Annotated in this window: 19 protein-coding genes; 7 read left to right on the top strand and 12 right to left on the bottom strand. The window is 72.1% G+C overall.

Annotation, left to right across the window (positions count from 1 at the left end):
- Positions 1-104 precede the first annotated feature (104 nt).
- The 4 genes from J2Y70_RS20405 to J2Y70_RS20390 are packed head-to-tail and all read left to right on the top strand — an operon-like array spanning position 105 to position 4,526.
- Entirely contained in the window at positions 105-1,304 is a 1,200-nt protein-coding gene (locus J2Y70_RS20405) for a beta-ketoacyl-[acyl-carrier-protein] synthase family protein (RefSeq protein ID WP_309921831.1), read from the top strand.
- 8 nt (positions 1,305-1,312) lie between these two features.
- Entirely contained in the window at positions 1,313-2,089 is a 777-nt protein-coding gene (locus J2Y70_RS20400) for a beta-ketoacyl synthase chain length factor (RefSeq protein WP_309921829.1), read from the top strand.
- A complete protein-coding gene (locus tag J2Y70_RS20395) occupies positions 2,086-2,904 on the top strand; it encodes a glycosyltransferase family 2 protein (RefSeq protein WP_309921826.1) in 819 nt (272 codons plus the stop codon). Before J2Y70_RS20400 ends, J2Y70_RS20395 begins: the two co-directional genes overlap by 4 nt.
- Positions 2,901-4,526, top strand: coding sequence for an NAD(P)/FAD-dependent oxidoreductase (locus tag J2Y70_RS20390; protein WP_309921823.1), 1,626 nt, complete (start codon positions 2,901-2,903; stop codon positions 4,524-4,526). Before J2Y70_RS20395 ends, J2Y70_RS20390 begins: the two co-directional genes overlap by 4 nt.
- A 130-nt stretch (positions 4,527-4,656) precedes the next feature.
- On the opposite strand, the gene J2Y70_RS20385 is transcribed toward J2Y70_RS20390, so the two are convergent.
- The 3 genes from J2Y70_RS20385 to fabG all read right to left on the bottom strand — a co-directional run bounded on the left by J2Y70_RS20385 (position 4,657) and on the right by fabG (position 6,841).
- Complete coding sequence (locus J2Y70_RS20385) at positions 4,657-5,589, bottom strand: hypothetical protein (protein ID WP_309921819.1); 933 nt, start codon at positions 5,587-5,589, stop codon at positions 4,657-4,659.
- A 15-nt stretch (positions 5,590-5,604) separates the two neighbouring features.
- The gene (locus J2Y70_RS20380) at positions 5,605-5,760 is read right to left on the bottom strand and encodes a hypothetical protein (RefSeq protein ID WP_309921816.1); all 156 of its coding nucleotides are present in this window, start codon (positions 5,758-5,760) and stop codon (positions 5,605-5,607) included.
- 343 nt (positions 5,761-6,103) lie between these two features.
- A complete protein-coding gene (gene fabG, locus J2Y70_RS20375) occupies positions 6,104-6,841 on the bottom strand; it encodes a 3-oxoacyl-ACP reductase FabG (RefSeq protein WP_309921812.1) in 738 nt (245 codons plus the stop codon).
- Between the two features lie 200 nt (positions 6,842-7,041).
- On the opposite strand from fabG, the gene J2Y70_RS20370 reads away from it, so the two are divergent.
- A complete protein-coding gene (locus tag J2Y70_RS20370; protein ID WP_309921807.1) occupies positions 7,042-7,410 on the top strand; it encodes a tetratricopeptide repeat protein in 369 nt (122 codons plus the stop codon).
- A gap of 42 nt (positions 7,411-7,452) precedes the next feature.
- Here J2Y70_RS20370 and J2Y70_RS20365 read toward each other — a convergent pair whose 3' ends face one another.
- The 8 genes from J2Y70_RS20365 to xanC form a co-directional block, all read right to left on the bottom strand.
- Positions 7,453-7,896, bottom strand: coding sequence for a phosphotransferase (locus J2Y70_RS20365; protein WP_309921804.1), 444 nt, complete (start codon positions 7,894-7,896; stop codon positions 7,453-7,455).
- Positions 7,893-10,259 (bottom strand): MMPL family transporter, encoded by a 2,367-nt coding sequence (locus J2Y70_RS20360; RefSeq protein ID WP_309921801.1) that lies wholly within the window; start codon positions 10,257-10,259, stop codon positions 7,893-7,895. Before J2Y70_RS20360 ends, J2Y70_RS20365 begins: the two co-directional genes overlap by 4 nt.
- Before the next feature lie 97 nt (positions 10,260-10,356).
- Entirely contained in the window at positions 10,357-11,004 is a 648-nt protein-coding gene (locus J2Y70_RS20355) for a LolA-related protein (RefSeq protein WP_309921798.1), read from the bottom strand.
- The gene (locus J2Y70_RS20350) at positions 10,928-11,902 is read right to left on the bottom strand and encodes an acyltransferase (protein ID WP_263111449.1); all 975 of its coding nucleotides are present in this window, start codon (positions 11,900-11,902) and stop codon (positions 10,928-10,930) included. The genes J2Y70_RS20355 and J2Y70_RS20350 overlap by 77 nt, the downstream gene beginning before the upstream one ends.
- Positions 11,899-12,186 carry a hypothetical protein gene (locus J2Y70_RS20345; RefSeq protein ID WP_309921795.1) on the bottom strand — a complete coding sequence of 96 codons (288 nt, stop codon included), beginning with the start codon at positions 12,184-12,186 and terminating at the stop codon, positions 11,899-11,901. The genes J2Y70_RS20350 and J2Y70_RS20345 overlap by 4 nt, the downstream gene beginning before the upstream one ends.
- A 12-nt stretch (positions 12,187-12,198) precedes the next feature.
- Complete coding sequence (locus J2Y70_RS20340) at positions 12,199-12,948, bottom strand: 1-acyl-sn-glycerol-3-phosphate acyltransferase (RefSeq protein WP_263398589.1); 750 nt, start codon at positions 12,946-12,948, stop codon at positions 12,199-12,201.
- A gap of 53 nt (positions 12,949-13,001) precedes the next feature.
- A complete protein-coding gene (locus tag J2Y70_RS20335) occupies positions 13,002-13,733 on the bottom strand; it encodes a ketosynthase (RefSeq protein WP_309921790.1) in 732 nt (243 codons plus the stop codon).
- Positions 13,708-13,977 (bottom strand): xanthomonadin biosynthesis acyl carrier protein XanC, encoded by a 270-nt coding sequence (xanC, locus tag J2Y70_RS20330; RefSeq protein ID WP_003470209.1) that lies wholly within the window; start codon positions 13,975-13,977, stop codon positions 13,708-13,710. Before xanC ends, J2Y70_RS20335 begins: the two co-directional genes overlap by 26 nt.
- 129 nt (positions 13,978-14,106) lie before the next feature.
- On the opposite strand from xanC, the gene J2Y70_RS20325 reads away from it, so the two are divergent.
- Positions 14,107-15,474 (top strand): NAD(P)/FAD-dependent oxidoreductase, encoded by a 1,368-nt coding sequence (locus J2Y70_RS20325; RefSeq protein ID WP_309921787.1) that lies wholly within the window; start codon positions 14,107-14,109, stop codon positions 15,472-15,474.
- Positions 15,471-16,481 (top strand): pteridine-dependent deoxygenase, encoded by a 1,011-nt coding sequence (locus J2Y70_RS20320; RefSeq protein ID WP_309921785.1) that lies wholly within the window; start codon positions 15,471-15,473, stop codon positions 16,479-16,481. The genes J2Y70_RS20325 and J2Y70_RS20320 overlap by 4 nt, the downstream gene beginning before the upstream one ends.
- A 299-nt stretch (positions 16,482-16,780) precedes the next feature.
- Here J2Y70_RS20320 and J2Y70_RS20315 read toward each other — a convergent pair whose 3' ends face one another.
- A complete protein-coding gene (locus tag J2Y70_RS20315) occupies positions 16,781-18,142 on the bottom strand; it encodes an AMP-binding protein (RefSeq protein ID WP_309921782.1) in 1,362 nt (453 codons plus the stop codon).
- Positions 18,143-18,287 lie beyond the last annotated feature (145 nt).

Below are 18,287 nucleotides of genomic sequence, written 5' to 3'. Positions count from 1 at the left end.
TTCAGCGCGGCGTGCGCTTCACGGCTTTGCGGACCGCGCCGATATACTCCTGCGATCCCTCCTCTACGGAATATCGCGTGACCGAAGCGCCCCCGTCGCCCCGCATGGCACCCGTCGCAATTCGTGCGTACACCGCGACCACCGCGCTCGGCAGCGGACTGCAGGCCCAGGCCTCGGCGTTGCGCGACAGCCGCAGCGGCCTGCGCCGCAACGATTTCGGCGCGCAGCCGCTGCCCTGCTGGATCGGCCGGGTGGACGCGCTGGAGACCTTGCCGCTGCCGCCGGCGCTGGCCGCATGGGACTGCCGCAACAACCGCCTGGCGTGGCTGGCGCTGCAGCAGGACGGCCTGCGCGAGGCGGTCGCCGCCGCCGCGCAGCGCCACGGCGCCGAGCGCGTGGCGGTGGTGATGGGCACCTCCACCTCCAGCATCGGCGCCAGCGAAGAGGCCTATACCCGGCTCGACCAGGACGCCGACGGCGCGTGTTTCCCCGCGGACCTGCAACGGCCGATCGTGCACACGCCGCATTCGCTGGGCGACTTCGTGCGCGAAGCCACCGGCCTGCGCGGCCCGTGCATCACCGTCGCCACCGCCTGTTCGTCCAGCGCCAAGGTGTTCGCGCAGGCGGCGCGGCTGATCGCCGCCGGGGCGGTGGATGCGGCCCTGGTCGGCGGCGTGGACACCTTGTGCGGCAGCGTGCTGTTCGGCTTCAACGCGTTGCAGCTGGTGTCGCCGGAGCCGTGCCGGCCGTTCGACGTGCGCCGGGTCGGGCTGTCGCTGGGCGAAGCCGGCGGCTACGCGCTGCTGGAGCGCGCCGACGCGGCCGATGCGCCGCCGGCGCTGGCGGTGCTGCGCGGCTACGGCGAATCCAGCGATGCGCACCACATGTCCGCACCGCACCCGCAGGGGCTCGGCGCGCGCCTGGCGATGGGCGCCGCGCTGCGCCGGGCCGGCGTGGACGCCGCCGAGGTCGGCTACCTGAACCTGCACGGCACCGCCACGCCGGCCAACGACAGCATCGAGGCCGCCGCGGTCGCGGCGCTGTTCCCGGCCACCCTGCATGCCAGTTCGACCAAGGCCTGGACCGGGCATACGCTGGGCGCGGCCGGCATCGTCGAGTCGGTGTTCGCGCTGCTCGCGCTGCGCGAGGGTCTGCTCCCCGGCACCCTCAACAGCGACCAGCCCGATCCCGAGTGCGGTCCGCAGATCCGCTTCGCCAATGCCCACGCACAGGTCCGTTACGCGATGAACAATTCCTTCGGCTTCGGCGGCAACAACTGCTCGCTGCTGTTCGGCCGCGCATGAGCACGCCGATGTTGACCGCGACCATCGAAGGCATCGGCTTCTGGACCACAGGCCTGCCGACATGGGCGGCGGCGCACGCCTTCGCCGCCGGCAGCGGCGGCACGCTCGAAACGCCGGCGCGGCCGGCGTCGCAGCTGCTGGCGGCCAACGAGCGGCGGCGCGCGCCCGATACCGTGGCGGTGTCGCTGGAAGTGGCGCTGGCCGCGTGCCAGGACGCCGGCCGCGATCCTTCCACGCTGCCGTCGGTGTTCACCTCCACCCATGGCGACCTGGCGATCACCGACTACATGTGCGCCACGCTGGCCGACGATCCGCTGGCGATCTCGCCGACCAAGTTCCACAACTCGGTGCACAACGCCGCCGCCGGCTACTGGACCATCGGCGCCGGCGCCACCGCCGCGGCGACCGCAATCAGCGCGCACCAGGCCAGCTTCGCGCAAGGCCTGCTGGAAGCGCTGTCGCAACTGGCCGCCGGCGAGGCGGCGGTGCTGCTGGCCGGCTACGACAGCCGCGCGGCCGGCCCGCTCGGCCGCGTCTCGCACAGCGAAGGCCTGCTCGGCGGCGCGCTGGTGCTCGGCGCCGCGGCGCTGCCGGGCAAGCCGCGCCTGCGCGTGCGCCTGGGCGACGGCCCAGCCGACGTCGGCAACGGCGCGTTGGCGCGGCATGCCGCCGGCAACGCGATGGCGCCGATGCTGCCGCTGTTCGACGCGCTGGCCACCGGCGCCGGCGGTTGCGTGCTCGACGCCGGCGGCGGCCGCTGCCTGGTCGTGGAGCTGACGGCATGAGCCGCATCCTGCTGCGCGCCGACGAGGCCGCGATCCTGATCCCGGCACTGAACGAATCGCTACGCATCCGCGAAGTGGTCGGCGATGCGCTGGCGCACTGCCCGCGGGTGATCGTGGTCGACGACGGCTCCGACGACGGCACCAGCGACTGCATCGCCGACCTGCCGGTGACGCTGATCCGCCACCCGCAGCGGCGCGGCAAGGGCGCCGCGCTGCGCAGCGGCTTCGCCGAAGCGCAACGCCAGGGCGTGCGCGCGGTGATGACGATGGACGGCGATGGCCAGCACAGCGCCGCCGATTTCCCGCGCCTGCTGGCCGCGGCCAATCGCCATCCCGGCTGCGTGATCGTCGGCGCGCGGCTGCGCAAGCGCGCCAGCCAGCCGACCATCCGCCGCATCGGCAACGACTTCGGCGACTGGGGCATCGCCTGGGCCTGCGGCTTCCAGCTGGTCGACAGCCAGAGCGGGCAGCGCCTGTACCCGCAATCGGTGTTCACCCTGCCCGACGTCCCCGGCGAGGGCTTCGTGTTCGAGGCGCAGCTGCTGATCTCCGCCGCACGCCAGGCCGGCGCGCGGGTGGTGGCGGTGCCGATCGAGACGCGCTATGCCAACCCGACCTGCGAGTTCCGCAAGAGCCATTTCCGCCTGGTCCGCGACCTGTGGAAGATCACCTCGCACGTGGTCGTGCAGGTGTGCAAGTACGGCCACGTGCTGCGCGAATACCGCCGCGTCCGCGCCAACCCGGTGCTGATCGACGACACGGCCGGCGAGTTTTCCAAGGTGCCCTCCCCTTTCGGCAAGGAAGAAACGACATGAACGAGCGGCATGCGGACGTGGTGATCACCGGCGGCGGCCTGGCCGGGCTGACCCTGGCCCTGCAACTGCGCCAGCGCGACCCCGACCTGCGCATCAGCGTGCTGGAACGGCGCGCGCACCCGGTGCGCGAGGCCGCGTTCAAGGTCGGCGAATCCTCGGTGGAGATCGGCGCGCACTATTTCGCCAACGTGCTCGGCCTGCGCGAGCATTTGGAAACCGAACAGATCCGCAAGTTCGGCTTCCGCTTCTTCTTCTCCGAGGGGCGCGAGGACATCGACCGCTGCACCGAACTGGGCGTGAGCCAGCTGCTGCCGACGCCGTCGTGGCAGATCGACCGCGGCCGCTTCGAGAACTTCCTCGGCGAGCGCGCACGCGCGCTGGGCGTGGAATTCATCGACGGCTGCACGGTGCGCGGCATCGACCTAGCCGAGGACGACGCCGACCACCAGGTGCGCTACGAACGCGACGGCGCCGCCGCCACGCTGCGCGCGCGCTGGGTGGTGGACGCCAGCGGCCGCGCCGGCCTGCTCAAGCGCAAGCTGGGCCTGGCCCAGGACAACGCGCACAACGCCAATGCGGTGTGGTGGCGGGTGGACGGACTGGTCGACCCCAACGGCTGGTCGCAGGACAGCGACTGGCTGCAGCGCTGCACGCCGCCGGACCGCTGGCGCTCGACCAACCACATGTGCGGGCCGGGCTACTGGTTCTGGCTGATCCCGCTGTCCTCCGGCGCGCATTCGCTGGGCATCGTCTGCGATGCGCAGATGCATCCGCTGGAGACGATGAATACGCACGAAAAAGCGATGGCCTGGCTGCACCAGCACCAGCCGCAGGTGGCGCGCACGCTCGAACAGAGCCAGCACGCGCTGCAGGACTTCCTGTTCCTGCGCAAGTTCTCCTACGGCTGCAAGCAGGTGTTCTCGGCGCAGCGCTGGGCGCTGACCGGCGAGGCCGGGGTGTTCCTGGACCCGTTCTATTCACCGGGCAGCGACTTCATCGCCATCTCCAACACCTACATCTGCGAACTGATCGGACTCGACCGCGCCGGCCGCAACATCGCGCCCTACGCCGAGCTGTACCAGCAGCTGTATTTCTCGTTCTACGAGAACACCCTGACCCTGTACCAGGACCAGTACCCGTTGTTCGGCGATGCGCAGGTGATGCCGGTCAAGGTGATCTGGGACTACACCTACTACTGGGCGCTGCTGGCGCCGCTGTACTTTTCCGACCGCATCGCCGACCTGTCCATGCTGGGCCGGCTGCGCCCGGACTTCACGCACGCGCGCCAGCTCAACCTGGGCATGCAGGCGCTGCTGCGCGACTGGGGCCGCCACAACGACGCGCAGGACCGGCCGCAGGCCGATGGCCGGCTGCTCGACCAGTACCTGATCGGCTGGTTCCACCAGCTCAACGCGGCACTGCGCGACGAACTGGACGACGCGGCGTTCCTGGCGCGGGTGCGCGAGAACGTCGCGCGGATGGGCTGGCTGGCGCGCGAAGTGCTGGACCAGGCGCGCGCGCAGCATCCGCAGATCGACGACCACGGCCTGGACGCGCTGCTCGCCGATACGCTGGACGGCGAGAGCTCGCTGGCCGACAGCTGGTACGCGCGCGCCGCGTGAGGTCCGCGCGCCGTGCCGGGACGGCGCAGGGTCCGGCGATGGAGACCGGCGGCGCCCGCCACGTGGAGCGCCACGGCGTTTGACCGTCGCTACCGGCACTCGCCGCGTCGCGCGCGGGCGACAGGCGCGCTCACTCCGCGTCGGCGCCGCGCGAGCGCGGCGCTTGCGGCGCGGCGTCTGGATCCGGTTCGCCCTGCTCCGCCTCCGCCGGCTCGCTGCCGAAGCGATCGAACACGTCCGGATCGAACAGGCTGGCATTGGCGATGTCGCCGGTGGAGATCACCTTCGCCGCCGGCAGTTCGGAACCGGAGAAGATGTCCTCGGAGTAGTTCTCGGTCACCACCACCCGCAACGTCTGCGCATCGCGGTAGCCGCTCCACACCGGGATCAGGCGCAGGTACGGCGAGGCGTCGGCGCGCAGCGGCGGGATCCATTCCAGCCAGCCGGCATAGACCTTGCGATCCTTCAGCGACAGCAGCACCGGCACCGGCGCGAGCAGGCCGTCGCTGGTCTCCAGCGCGTCCAGGCGGTCGGCCGGGTGCGCATCCGCCCCGGCCTGGTCCGACGCCGCGCGCGGCGCCAGCAGGCGCGACAGCCAGCGGCCCAGGCGCAACGGCGGATGCCACAGCATGCGCAGCGCCAGCTCGGCGACGAAGCCGCGGGTGCGGACCTGCTCCACGCGCAGCACGCTGAGGAAGAACAACCGCTCCAGGCTGTTGTAGGTGCCGGTGCCGTACAGCCACAGCGCCGCCTCGTCACGCGGCCAGAACCAGTTGATCCACACCCGCAGCGCCAGGCAGATCAGGAAGGCGAGCAAGGCGGTACCGATGCCCGGATACGGCGCGACCAGATGCAGCAACTGCCAGGCCTCGCGACCCCACGCGGTGGCCATCAGCAGCACCGCCAGCACCCGCGCCGCCGCCAGCGCGACGATGCCGACCAGCGCCGAGGCCATCAGCAGCTGCTCCTTGCCCTGGCGCGAGGCCCAGTAGGAGGTGATGAAGGTGAAGTTGACGAACAGATAGCCGCCGATCAGCGGCAACAGCAATTGGTTGAAAGGCATTCCTTGCCCCTGCGGCTACTTGGCGCGCTTGGCCTCGACGCGGCCGCGCACCGTGCGCGCCACCTTGCTCACCGCCTGGCGCCCGGACTCGCTGTTGAAGAACGCCTGCAGGTCCACGCGCACGCCCGACCCGGTGAACACGGCATAGGTCCGGTCCTTGAGCTGGGACACGGTCGCAACCGTGCCGCCCGGGATCCGGCTGGGGCGCTTCTTGGTGGCAGGCACGGCGGACATGACCCGACTATAGGCCCGCCCCGCCCGCATTCCAAGTGCCGCGCCGCCAGGGCGTGTCATCCATTCCCGAGTAGGTCGCGTTGGGTCTGTCAGGTCGCCAGCCGGTACTGCGTGGCGCAGCGCCTGACCGGTGGTCAGGTCAAGCCGCGCGGTGCCCGCCGGCGGCCTGACAGGCCCAACCCGCAAGGCCACGCTTGCGCGTGCACGCTGCCGTGTCAGCGCCGACGTGAACACGCATGCACGGCAGTGGCGCGAGCTGCTCGGGGATGGATGACACGCCCTAGCCCATGCCGCCGTTGATGCCGATCACCTGGCCGTTGACGTAGCCGGCCGCGTCCGAACACAGGAAGCCCACCAGCGCGGCGACCTCCTCCGGCTTGCCGGGGCGACCGGCCGGCACCAGTTGCTTGATCGCCTCCGGCGCGAACGCCTCGCCGGCCATCGCACCCTCGATGACCCCGGGCGCGACCACGTTGACGCTGATCCCGCGGCTGGCCATCTCCCGCGCCAGCGATTTGCTGGCGCCGTGCAGCGCGGCCTTGGCCGCGGCGTAGTTGGTCTGCCCGCGATTGCCGAGCACCGCCGCCACCGACGACACGCTGACGATGCGGCCCCAGCGCGTGCGCGCCATCGGCAGCAGCAGCGGCTGGGTCACGTTGAAGAAACCGTGCAGCGACACGTCGATGACCCGGTGCCACTGCGCCGCGCGCATCCCGGCCATCGGCGCGTCGTCGTGGATGCCGGCGTTGTTGACCACCACCTGGATCGACCCGGCCTCCAGCAGCGCGGCCAGCGCCGCGGCGCTGGCGTCGGCGTCGGCCACGTCGAACGCCACCGCCTCGGCGCTGCCGCCAGCGGCGGCGATGTCCTGCACCACCGCCGCGGCGCGGGCCAGGTTGCCGTTGGCATGCACGATCACGTGCAATCCGTCGGCGGCCAGGCGCCGGCAGATCGCCCCACCCAGGTCGCCGCTCCCGCCGGTGACCAGGGCGCGGCGTTTCGTCGAAGGATCGGTCATGCGCACGTGCTCCGTATTGCGTCGTTGCAGGACGCAACATCGTAGAACACGGCGAGGGCCGGGTCAGTAGCGGGCAACGCGCCGGCGCGCGCAGGCGGCGCAGCGCTTTGCCAGCACGATGGCGGCGGACGTAGCATGCCCCGCGACCGCGCCAGCCGCGCCTGTCGCGATCGACGCACGCCACTTTCAGGAATCACCCGATGAACGCCCTCCTTCGCGCCCGTTCGCTGGTGCAGGCGATCTACCAGCAACCGCAGCGCTGGGACGCCAACCTGGCCGAGGCGGAAGCGCTGCTACGCGACGCGCTGCGCACGCAGCCGCACGATCCCGAGCTGCTGACCGGCCTGGGCACGGTGCTGTGCGACCTGGGCCGCCACGATGAAGCGGCGTCGGTGCTGCGGCAGGCGCTGGAGCGCGGATCGCGCGACCGCAACACCTGCTTCAACCTCGGCGTGGCCTTGCGCAACGGCGCCGGGCGCAGACACGCATCGCTGTATTTCGCCAAGGCCGCGGCGCTGCAGGCCTCGCCCCGGTCCTGGGAAGCCTACTTCGACCCGCAGGCGCAGTGAACGCCCGCTGGCGCCGTGCAGCGCCGGATCGCGATTCCTTCGCTATGCCGCGCCCAGCATCACCGTGGCGCGGCCTTCGGCCAGCAACTGCGCACCATGCACGATGCGGAAGCCGTATTGCTGGCTGTCCTCGGCCTGCAGCAGCACCTCGGCCTCGCATTCGATCGCCTCCGGCAACTCATGCAGATCGGCCACGTGCAGTTGCACGCCGCGCAGCGCGACCAGCATGCCCGGGCGCACCGGCTTGCCACTGGCGCGGCCGAGCAGGCCGCCGTGCACCGCCATCGCCTGCGCACCGTATTCGCACAGGTGCAGCGCGCGCAGGCGGCCGCCGCCGCGCAGCGGATGCTCGGGCTCACGATGCGCATGGCTGCGCAGCACGATGCGCTGCGCGTCCCAGGCGACCACTTCTTCCCACAGGCACATCAGGCCCTGGTGCGGCACCAGCGCCGCGATCGCGGCGCGTCCGCGCGCAAGCGCGCTCATGCGGCGCGCTCCCGGTGCGCGATGGCCGGCGCATCGCTGGCGGTCTCGCGCGAGATCAGCAGCGCCAGCACGAAGTTGAACAGCACGCCCAGCGCCACCGTGCTGCCGATCGCGCGCAGCACCGGGATGCTGGACGCTGCGAGCAGCGCGAACACCAGCAGCGTCATCAGGCTGCACACGATCAGCGCGTGCAGCGTGCGCAGCTGGTCGGCGCGGTCGTCGCCGGCGTGGTCGAAGAACAGCGCGTAGTCCAGGCCCAGGCCGGCCGCCAGGATCAGCGCGATCAGGTGGAACAGGTTCAGTTCGACCCCGCAGCCGCGCAGGATCGCCAGGATCAGCAGCGTGGTCAGCGCCATCGGCAGCAGCACCCGCGCGATCCGGCGCGGCGTGCGCAGCGCGATCGCCACGGTCAGCGCCAGCAGCAGCGCGGCGATGCCGAGCGCGCCGAGCACGCGCCCGCGGTAGGCGGCGACCAGCGATTCGGACGCGTCCTTGAGGTCCAGCAACTGCGCGCCGCTGCCCTGCATCGCGGCGGCCAGCAGCGCCGGATCGCGCAAACCGGTCAGCGACACCAGCGCGGTGGCGCGGTCGGCACGGTCCAGCAACAGGCCATCGACGGTGGTCGCCAACGGCGTGCCGTGCAGGTCGCGCGCGGTCAGCGGCGGCGCGCTGCGGGCGCGCGCCAGGTCGGCCAGGAACGGGGCGAAGGCGTCGGCACGGAACGGCGTGGCGGCGACCGCGGCGGCGGTCAGCGCCTGCGCCTGCGCCGCGTCCGGCAATGCCGCCTGGCGCCGCCGCTGGGTCGCCGCGCTGGGCAGGTAGCGTGCGGCCATGTCGTAGCCGGCCAGCTCGCCGCGCGCCACCAGTGCGTCCAGGCGCGGACGCAGCCGCTCGGAGGCGGCCAGCGCGGCGTCAGCGGACGCGGCCGGCAGCGCCAGCACGTAGCGCACGTCCGGCGCACCCAGTTCCTGGCGCAGGTGCGCGTCGCGGGCCAGGCCGTCGGCCGGCACCGGGGTCAGCTTGGACAGGTCGTTCTGCCAGAACGGGCCCGGCGCGAACGCGATCACCGCCGCCGCGACCAGCGCCAGCGGCAGCAGCGACCAGCGCGGCCGCGGCAGGCGGGCGATGCCGCGCCATAGCCGCGCCAGCGCCGGCGAATCGGCATGGTCGCGCGGCGAAGGATCGATCAGCGCCGGCAGCAGCAGACGCGTGGTCAGCGCCGCCACCAGCAGCCCGGCGATGGTGAACACCGCCAGCTGGCGCAGGCCGTCCACGCCGGAGAACAGGAAGGTGACGTAGGCGATGCAGGTAGAGACCACGCCGGTGGCCAGCGTCGGCCACAGGTGGCGCGCGTTGGCGCGCGGATCCAGCCCGGGGCGTTGATGGCTGAACAGGTGGATCGGATAGTCCTGCACCACGCCGATCAGGGTGAAGCCGAACGCCACGGTGATGCCGTGCACGCCGTCGAACAGCAGCGCCACCGCGCCCAGTCCGGCCAGGCCGGCGCTGGCCAGCGGCAGCACGCCGAGCACCGGGATCTTCCAGCTGCGGTAGGCGACCAGCAGCAGCACGACCAGGCCCAGCGTATCCAGCATGCCGATCCACTGCGCCTCGTTCTGGGTGCGCCCGCCGATCTCCACCGAGAACGCGCCGGGCCCGGTCAGGGTCAGGCGGCTGGCGGTGCCGGCGCTGGCCTTGGCGAAGGCGGCGTGGATCGCGTCCACCGCGCGCTGTTGCCCGGTGGGGTCGAAGCCGGCGGCGCGGGTCTGCGCGACCAGCAACGCGTCCTTGCCAGCGCGGTCGAACCAGACGCCTTCGCGCTGCTGCGGGCCGCCGGCCGGCTGCAGGCTTTCGGCCAGGTGCAGCACTTCCAGGGTCGGGTCGCGCGGCAGCAGCGGCTCGACCATCGCCGCGGCCGGCGAACCGAGGTCCTGCAGCCGCGCCTGCAGCGCGTCGGCCAGCGTCGCCGCGTCCAGCGGGTGCGCATCGAAGCTGTCGCTGAGCAGGTAGCGGTAGGCCAGCAGGCGCTCGGGAATCGCGTCCAGGCCGGCATCGGCGCCGTTGGCGACCAGTTCGAAGGTGTCGCGCTGCGCGGCCAGCTGCGCATGCATCGCCTGCGATTGCCGCGCCAGCGTCGGCGCATCGGCGCCGGACAGCGACATCAGCAGCAGCCGCGAGCCCGGGCCTTCGCCGAGTTCGTCGAGCAGCAGTTTCTGCGCGGGGGTCTGGGCTTCGGGCATGAACTTGCGCAAGTCGCCTGACACCTGCAGCACGTTGCCCAGCCACCAGCCGCCGCCGGCCAGCAACGCCAGCCACAGCAGCGCCAGCGAGATACGCGCTTTCGAACTCAGTTGGCGTTTCATCGATGCGGCCCGGCAATGGCGCGCAGGTCCAGCAGCGGGGCAGCGCACGCGGCGGCGCGCGGCGCGGGCCGCCGCGCGTTATCGCAGGCGGGCGGCATCAACGTGCGTCGCCGTGGCACAGCGCGGTCAGCGCCTCGGTCTCGGCCAGGCTGGCCGCGTCGCGCGCGGCGCCGGCCAGCAGGGTGCGCTGCACGTCGCCCTTGGCCGGAGTGGTCTCGATGCAGCGCAGCTCGGCGCCGCGGCCGTACAGGCGCAGGCTGCGCACCTGCGCGGCCAGTGCCGCGTCCTTGGGCTGCAACTGCAGCTGCCAGCGTTCGCGCGTGCCGCTGCTGCTCAGCGTGTAGTGCTGCTGCAGTTGTGCGCGGTCGCCGGACAGCAGCGCGCCGAAGCCGTTCTGCAGGCCGGCCAGTTCCGGCACCCGCGCCAGCGAGAAGCGCCGCGGCGCCTTGCCGGCGCGCTCCAGGGTGGCGTCGCCGCCGCGCAGGGTGGTGGTCTCGAGGTACGGCGCGGTCACTTCGCGCACCAGGGTGGCGTTGTCCGGGCGGCGGTACTGGCCCTGCACCCGCAGCGGCGCCTTCAGCAGCGCCGAGCCACGCAGTTCGACGAAATCGGTGCTGACCGGGGCCGGCCGCGCCAGCTTCTGCAGGATCCAGTCGGGGTCGAGCGGCTCAGGCGGCGCGGCGCACAGCGGTGCGGCGCTGCACAGCAGTATCAGCATCCACGGCAAGGTGCGACGCATCGGCATGGCGGTTGTTCCAGAAATCGTAGAAGTTGAACCAGTTGTACGGCGCGGAGCGCGTGTAATGTTCCAGCCTGGCGGCGTAATCGCGGATGAGCGCCGCCAGCACCGGCGCGCGCTGCCGCCGCGGCAGGTCCAGGCCTTCGCTGAAGGTCTCGAACACCAGCTGGTAGCGGTTGCCGCCGCGGTACAGGCCGAACGCCAGCACCACCGGCACCTTCAGTGCCGCGGCGATCAGCCACGGCGAGGTCGGGAACATCGCGCCCTGGCCGATGAACGCGGCCGGCAGCGCCGGGTCTTCCGGGCGCGGCCGGTCCACCAGCAGCGCGACCAGTGCGCCTTCGTCGGCCGCCTGCTTGATCGCCATGACGATCGAGGTGCTGTCCATGCCGGCGTCGATGATGTTGGCCGCCAGCTGCGGGTTCAGCGCGCCCAGCAGTTCGGTCATCGCCGGGTTGTGGGCCTTGTCCAGCACCACCTTGACCTGCACGTCGGGACGCTCGGTGGCCAGCACCCGCAGCGCGTCGAAGCTGCCCAGGTGCGAGCCGAAGATCAGCACGCCGCGGCCGCGGTCCATCTGCGCGTGCAACTGCTCCAGGCCCTGGATGTCGACCTGGAAGCGGTGCATCTGCCCGCACAGCATGAACACCCGGTCCAGGATGGTGGAGGCGAAGGTGTGGATGTGCCGGGCCACGTCCAGCAGCGTGGCCGGGCGATCGAACACGCGGCTCAGGTAGTCGCGCGAGTCGCGCCGTTCCGGGCCGCGCACCAGCAGGAAATACAGGGTGATCGGATACAGCAGCAGGCGCCCGACGGCGCGGCCGCCGTAGCGGGCGATGCTGCGGATCAGCCACAGCGCGAACCGGCCGCCGCCTTCCGGGCGGTGCTTCCAGCTGGCGCTCATGGCGCCGCGTCCGCGACCAGCTCGCCGCTGACCAGCAGGTCCTCGCCGCGGCGCACGCGGAAGCGCCAGCGCGGCGCCGCCCCGTCCAGTTCCACGCGCGCCGGCTGCCCGGGCAGCAGCGGCTGCAGGAATTTCACCTGCGGCAGGCGCAGCGGCCCGCGCGCGCCATGCGCGGCCTCCACGGCCTGCAACACGTGGTCCAGCACCACCACGCCGGGCACCACCGGGTGGCCCGGGAAGTGCCCTGGCAGGCTGGGATGATCATGCGGTACGACGAAATCCATAGGGGTAGCGACTCAGATCCTGGGTTCGAGCATGGCACGGACGGCCTGGTGCGCGCGCTGGGTCAGCTGTTGCCGGTCCAGCGGGCCATCGGCGCCGTTCACGTTGATCGGCGCGCCGATCCGCACCCGGATCACCCCGGGCCGGACCCGGAACAGGCTGGTCGACGGCAGCACCTTGCCCGCCCCGTCCAACGCCACCGGCACCACGTCCACGCCAGCATCGATAGCGGCCTGCAGTAGCCCGGCCTTGAATTCGGCCAGTTCGCCGCTGCGGCTGCGGGTGCCTTCCGGGAACAGGCACAGGTCCTGGCCCTTGCCCAGCAGGGCCGCGGCCTGGCGCCGGACCATGGCCCCGGCGCGGCGGCTGTCGCGGTCCAGGAACAGCATGCCGGTGGCGCGCGCGTACCAGCTCACGAACGGCACCTGCAGCATTTCGTCCTTGAGCAGGAAGCGCAGCGGCACCGGCAGCGCCGCGAACAGCGCGCAGATGTCGATGATCGACTGGTGGTTGCTGACGAACAGGTGGTTGCGCGACCAGTCCACCCGCTCCTGGCCTTCCACTTCGAACCGCACCCCGGCGCCGAAGAACAGCACCGGCGCCCACACCCGCGCGCCCATGCGCAGCGGCAGGCGCGGCCCGAACAGCAGCAACAGGCCCAGCGCCACGACGATGCCCACCCCGGTGAAGCTCAGGGTGAACAGCAGTTGCAAAGCGTTCCACACGGCCCAGGCCATGCGCGACGGCATCCCTGCCTGCGGCATCTTCAGTTTTTCCTTGGTGATCTGCACAACCCTCTGCCCCCGCGATGCGCGCGTCAGCGCAACAGATCGCGCCAAAAGACCGGCCCCAGCCGCGCCAACCGGTGCAGGAAGTCAGGCAGATTACGGTAGGGACGCTGCGGAAACCAGCGCCCGCGCAGGAAGTACTCGCCGACGAAGAAGCCGCCGATGACCCCGTAGCCCAGCAGATTGGCGATCAGCGAGGCGTGCGCGTCGGCGATCGGCAGCGGCGAGGCCTGCCCCAGCTGCGCCAGCACCCCGCTGGGCACCGCGCACAGCGCCAGCACCAGGTTCAGCAAGGTCATGGCGGCCAGCAGCAGCGCCCACGCCAGGGTCAACCGGCGCGTGTAGCGCAGCTGCGCGGGGGTGAGCGGCAGCCCGGCCTGGCGATACAGCGCCTCGACGATGCGCGAGATCAGCGGAATGCGCCCACGCTGCAGGCTGCGCCCGAAGAACCAGGCCACCCAGGCGGTGAACAGCACCGGCGGCGCGGCCAGCAGCAGCAGCGCGTGCGGCGAGCGCCACAGCGGCACCAGTGCCGCCAGCGCCAGCAACGCCAGCGCCCAGGCCCACGGCCGCCACCGCGCCATCGGCTCCACCAGCAGCATCAGCACCAGCGCCGCGCCGGCCAGCACGGCCAGGTCGGAACGGTGCGCGGCATTGGCCCAATGCGCCAGCGGCGAATACGCCAGCGCCAGCAGCACGCTCAGCGCCAGCGCCCACGGCGCGGCGTCGGCCGGATCAGCTGGTCTTGTTGGCTTCGACATGCGCCGACAGCGCGCGCAGCGAGGCGAAGATGCGGCGGTTCTCGTCGTTGTCCGAGCGCAGCTGGAAGCCGTAGCGCTTGCTGATCGCCAGCGCCAGTTCCAGCGCGTCGATCGAGTCCAGGCCCAGCCCGGTGTTGAACAGCGGCGCCTCCGGATCGATGTCGCCGGGCTGCACGTCCTCCAGGTTCAGGCTCTCGACCAGCAGCTCGGCCAGTTCACGTTCGGCGGCGGTTTGCGAAGACATCCAGGGGCTTCCAGGCGGTGAGGACAGGTGCGACAAGATGGTGCATCGGGCGCAGCGGCGCAACTGTCCGACCCTGGCCGGCAAGCTATCATGACGCTCGTCTTACATGTCCGCCGCAGGTTTTTCAGGATGAATTCCACCGCTCCCGCCCGCGCGCCCGCGCCCTCGCCCGCCACGCCGCAGGCCGCCGCGGCGGAAACGCCCGACGTGCTGGTGATCGGCGGCGGCCCGGCCGGCTGCGCCGCGGCGACCCTGCTGGCGCAGAAGGGCTGGCAGGTGACCCTGCTGGAGAAGGACCACCACCCGCGCTTCCACATCGGCGAATCGCTGCTGCCGATGAACATCCCGATCCTGCAACGGCTGGGCGTGCTCGAGCAGGTGCGCGCGATCGGCGTGCTCAAGCTCGGCGCCGATTTCCCCAACGACGCCGGCGGCTACAACACCTTCCGCTTCGCGCGGGCGCTGGGCGCGCAGTCGGACTACGCGTTCCAAGTGCCGCGCGCCGAGTTCGACCGGGTCCTGTTCGCGCACGCCCGCGCCGCCGGCGCCGAGCTGCACGAGGGCGTCAAGGTCGAGGCGGTGCAACTGGACGGCGAGCGGCCGCTGGTGCAGGCGCGCGGCGCCGACGGCGTGCGCACGTTCCGCCCGCGCTACCTGATCGACGCCAGCGGCCGCGATACCTTTCTCGGCAACAAGCTCAAGCTCAAGCGCGCCAACGCGCAGCACCAGTCGGCAGCGCTGTTCAGCCACTTCCGCGGGGTGGCGCGGCGCCCCGGCGAGGACGCCGGCAACATCAGTATCTACCGCCATCCGCACGGCTGGATGTGGCTGATCCCGCTGCCCGACGACGTGATGAGCGTCGGCGCGGTGTGCTACCCGGAGTACATGAAGACCCGCCAGGGCGACAGCGAGGCGTTCCTGCTGCGCACCCTGGCGCTGAACCCGGACGTGGCCGCGCGCATGCAGGGCGCGCAGCGCGTGGCGCCGGTGCACGCCACCGGCAACTACGCCTACGAGTGCACGCGCATGAGCGGGCCGCGCTGGCTGATGCTCGGCGACGCCTACGCCTTCGTCGACCCGATGTTCTCCTCCGGCGTGTACCTGGCCATGCACAGCGCCGAGCGCGGCGCGGCGATGGTCGACGCGGCGCTGCGCGATCCGGCGCGCGAGGCGCGGCTGCAGCGCGGCCTGGAGAAACACCTGCGCCGCGGCCTGGACGAATTCAAGTGGTTCATCTACCGCTTCACCTCGCCCACCATGCGCGAGCTGTTCGCGCATCCGCGCAACGTGCTGCAGGTGGAAGAGGCGGTGGTGGCGATGCTGGCCGGCGACGTCTTCGACAACCGCGCGGTGATCCGCCGGCTGCGCGTGTTCCGCGCGATCTACGCCATGTCCGCGGTATCGATGCTGCCGCGCGCATGGAGTGCCTGGCGCCATCGTCGCCGCCAGGCACGCGAACAGTTCCAAGGCGACACCCTGCACGGAGACAACGCATGAGCCGGCCGCACCCGCAGTTCCCGCCCCACGACCAGCGGCATCCGCAGCTGGAGGTGGACTACGTCGCCGAAACCGATCCGGGCGACCTGCTGCGCGACGAACGGGTACTGGCCGTGTTCGGCTTCGGCAACGACGCCCCGCATCACGACGATCCGCGCTACCTGCGCGTGCCGCTGCAACCGCACGGCCCGCGCATGCTCGAGATCTGGCGCACCGACGCGCCGGTGCGCAGCGGCCGCGACGGCGACATCGCCTGGGCCAGCGACGGCCGCCTGCAGTTCGGCGTGATCGAGATCGACGAGCAGACGCTGGACATCGAAGAAGCCTCGGCGCTGGCCTACGCGCAGATCACCGCCTTCGTCGCCGGCAGCGCCACTCCGCGCCTGCTGCGCATCTGGAACTACCTGGACGCGATCACCCTGGGCAGCGGCGACCGCGAGCGCTACCGCCAGTTCTGCGTCGGCCGCGCGCGCGGGCTGGGCGATTTCGACCCCAGCCAGCTCCCGGCCGCCACCGCGGTCGGTCGCTGCGACGACGCGCGGGTGATCCAGATCTACTGGCTGGCCGCCGCGCAGGCCGGCACGCCGCTGGAGAACCCGCGCCAGGTCAGCGCCTACCGCTACCCGCGCCAGTACGGCCCGCAATCGCCGAGCTTCGCCCGCGCGATGCTGCCGCCGGCCGGCAGCGACATGCCGCTGCTGCTGTCCGGCACCGCCAGCGTGGTCGGCCACGCCTCGATGCACAGCGGCCAGCTGCTGGCGCAGCTGGAGGAAACCTTCGCCAACTTCGACGCACTGCTGGCCGCCGCACGCAGCCACGCCCCCGACCTGCCGGCACAGTTCGGCGACGGCACCCGGCTGAAGGTCTACGTCCGCGAAGCGGCCGACCTGCCGCTGGTCGCCGACGCCCTCGACGCCCGCTTCGGCGACCGCGTCCCGCGCCTGCTGTTGCACGCAGTGATCTGCCGCAACGAGCTGGCGGTGGAGATCGACGGCGTGCATGGCTGAGCCGGCGCGCGGCTGACGGCGCCAGCGCCGCAGCCGCGGCCTAGCGGATGCTCGACAAAAGGCACCGGGCCGCGCAAGACGTTCGGCTACACCCCATGCCGGCGTTCGCGACAGACTGTGCTCCCGGCGACGGCGACGCTCGACGCGATGCGGAAAACTCGGTTGCAGGCGCGCTTTGCCGTTTACGTTGGCGCGCATCCTGATCGCATGTAGCGTCGCAAGGCCAGCGACGGTGGCCGACAGCGACCCTCTGCCACGTGGATGCGGCAAGCCACAAAGGCGCGCTATCGGCGCCGCCCTCAGCCCTCGCGCTCGCCCGCCAACAACGCCAGCAGGCGGTCGCGCGGCAGCTTGCCGGTCTCGTTGCGCGGCAGGGCGTCGAGCTTGCGCAGCCGGCGCGGCAGGAACACCGGATCCAGTTCGCGGCGCAGCGCGGCCAGGATCGACGCCTCGTCCAGGGTCGGCGCGACCACCACCGCGGCGATGCGGCCGACCGCCTGGCCGGATTCGGGCTCCAGTTGCAGCATCGCGCCGTCGACCACGCCCGGCAGCGCCAGCAGGCGCCGCGTCAGGTCGGCCAGCGAGGCGCGCTTGCCGGCGATTTCCAGCAGGTCGGCCTGGCGCCCGCGCACCTGGAAGCGGCCGTCGGCGTCCACGTCCATCAGGTCGGCGAGCAGCACCGGCTGCGACAGGTGCGGTGCGTACACCAGCGTGCCGTCCGGCTGCGGCAGCACGCGCACGCCGGGCAGCGGCGTCCACTGCGCATCGCGCGCCGTGCGGCGGCTGGCGAACACGCAGGTCTCGGTGGACCCGAACATCTCGCGCACTTCGCCGCCGAAGCGGGCCTCGGCGGCCGCGGCCAGTTCCTGCGCCAGCGGCGCGGTGGCCGAGACGATGCCGGCCAGCGGCGGCAGCGCCACGCCGGATTCGACCAGCGCACGCAGATGCACCGGCGTGGTCACCAGCAGCCGCGGCGCCGGCACCTGCGCCAGCGCGCGCGCCACGTCCTCGGGGAAGAACGGCCGCCCGGCGTGCACCGCCAGCGGCGTCACCAGCGGCAGCAATACCGACAGCTCCATGCCGTACATGTGCTGCGGCGGCACCGTCGCCACGACCTGCGGGACGGCGTCCGCCGGCCACAGTCCGGTCAGCGCCAGCAGGTCCTGGCGGGTGCTGGTCAGGAAGCTGCCCCAGGTCTTGGGATTGGGCTTGGGCGCACCGGTGCTGCCGGAGGTGAAACCGATCGCGACCAGCGCATCGTCCGCCAGCTGCGGCATGTCGCCGTCCAGGCTCGGCAGCGGCTCGGGCAATTGCCAGTAGTGCGGCGGCGGCTCGGCCAGCGCCAGGTCGCCCAGGCAGTAGCTGTCGGCATGGCTGCGCTGCACCTCGGCGACCACCGCCGGCGCGCGCGAGGACGGCAACAGCGAGGTCTGCCCGCGCAGCGCCACCGCGCAGAACGCGACCATGAAACGGTAGCGGTCCTCGCACAGGTTCAGCGCATGCCGGCCCGGCGGCAGCACCGCGGCCAGGCCGCGCACGTGGCCGAGGAAGGTGGCCAGATCGATGTGCTGGCCGCCGGCGTAGGCCAGCGCGCGGTGCGCCTCGCCGACCGCGAGCGGATGCAGCAACGGCGTGGAAACAGGGGAAGGAACGGCAGGCATGCGTGGCGACGGCTCGGCGGGCGACTGGCCCGCAATGGCAGCGGGTCACGTAGCTTGGCCGCCGCCATCGTCGCTGGCAAGCCGGACGCGCGCGCCGGCGGGCGCGGCCCCGCCCGTCGCCCGCCACCACCCCGCAACGCGCAGG

Source organism: Xanthomonas sp. 1678, assembly GCF_031455575.1.
GTDB lineage: Bacteria > Pseudomonadota > Gammaproteobacteria > Xanthomonadales > Xanthomonadaceae > Xanthomonas_A.
The sequence above is the reverse complement of the archived record's forward strand: the minus strand, read 5'-3'. Positions and strand labels throughout refer to the sequence as shown.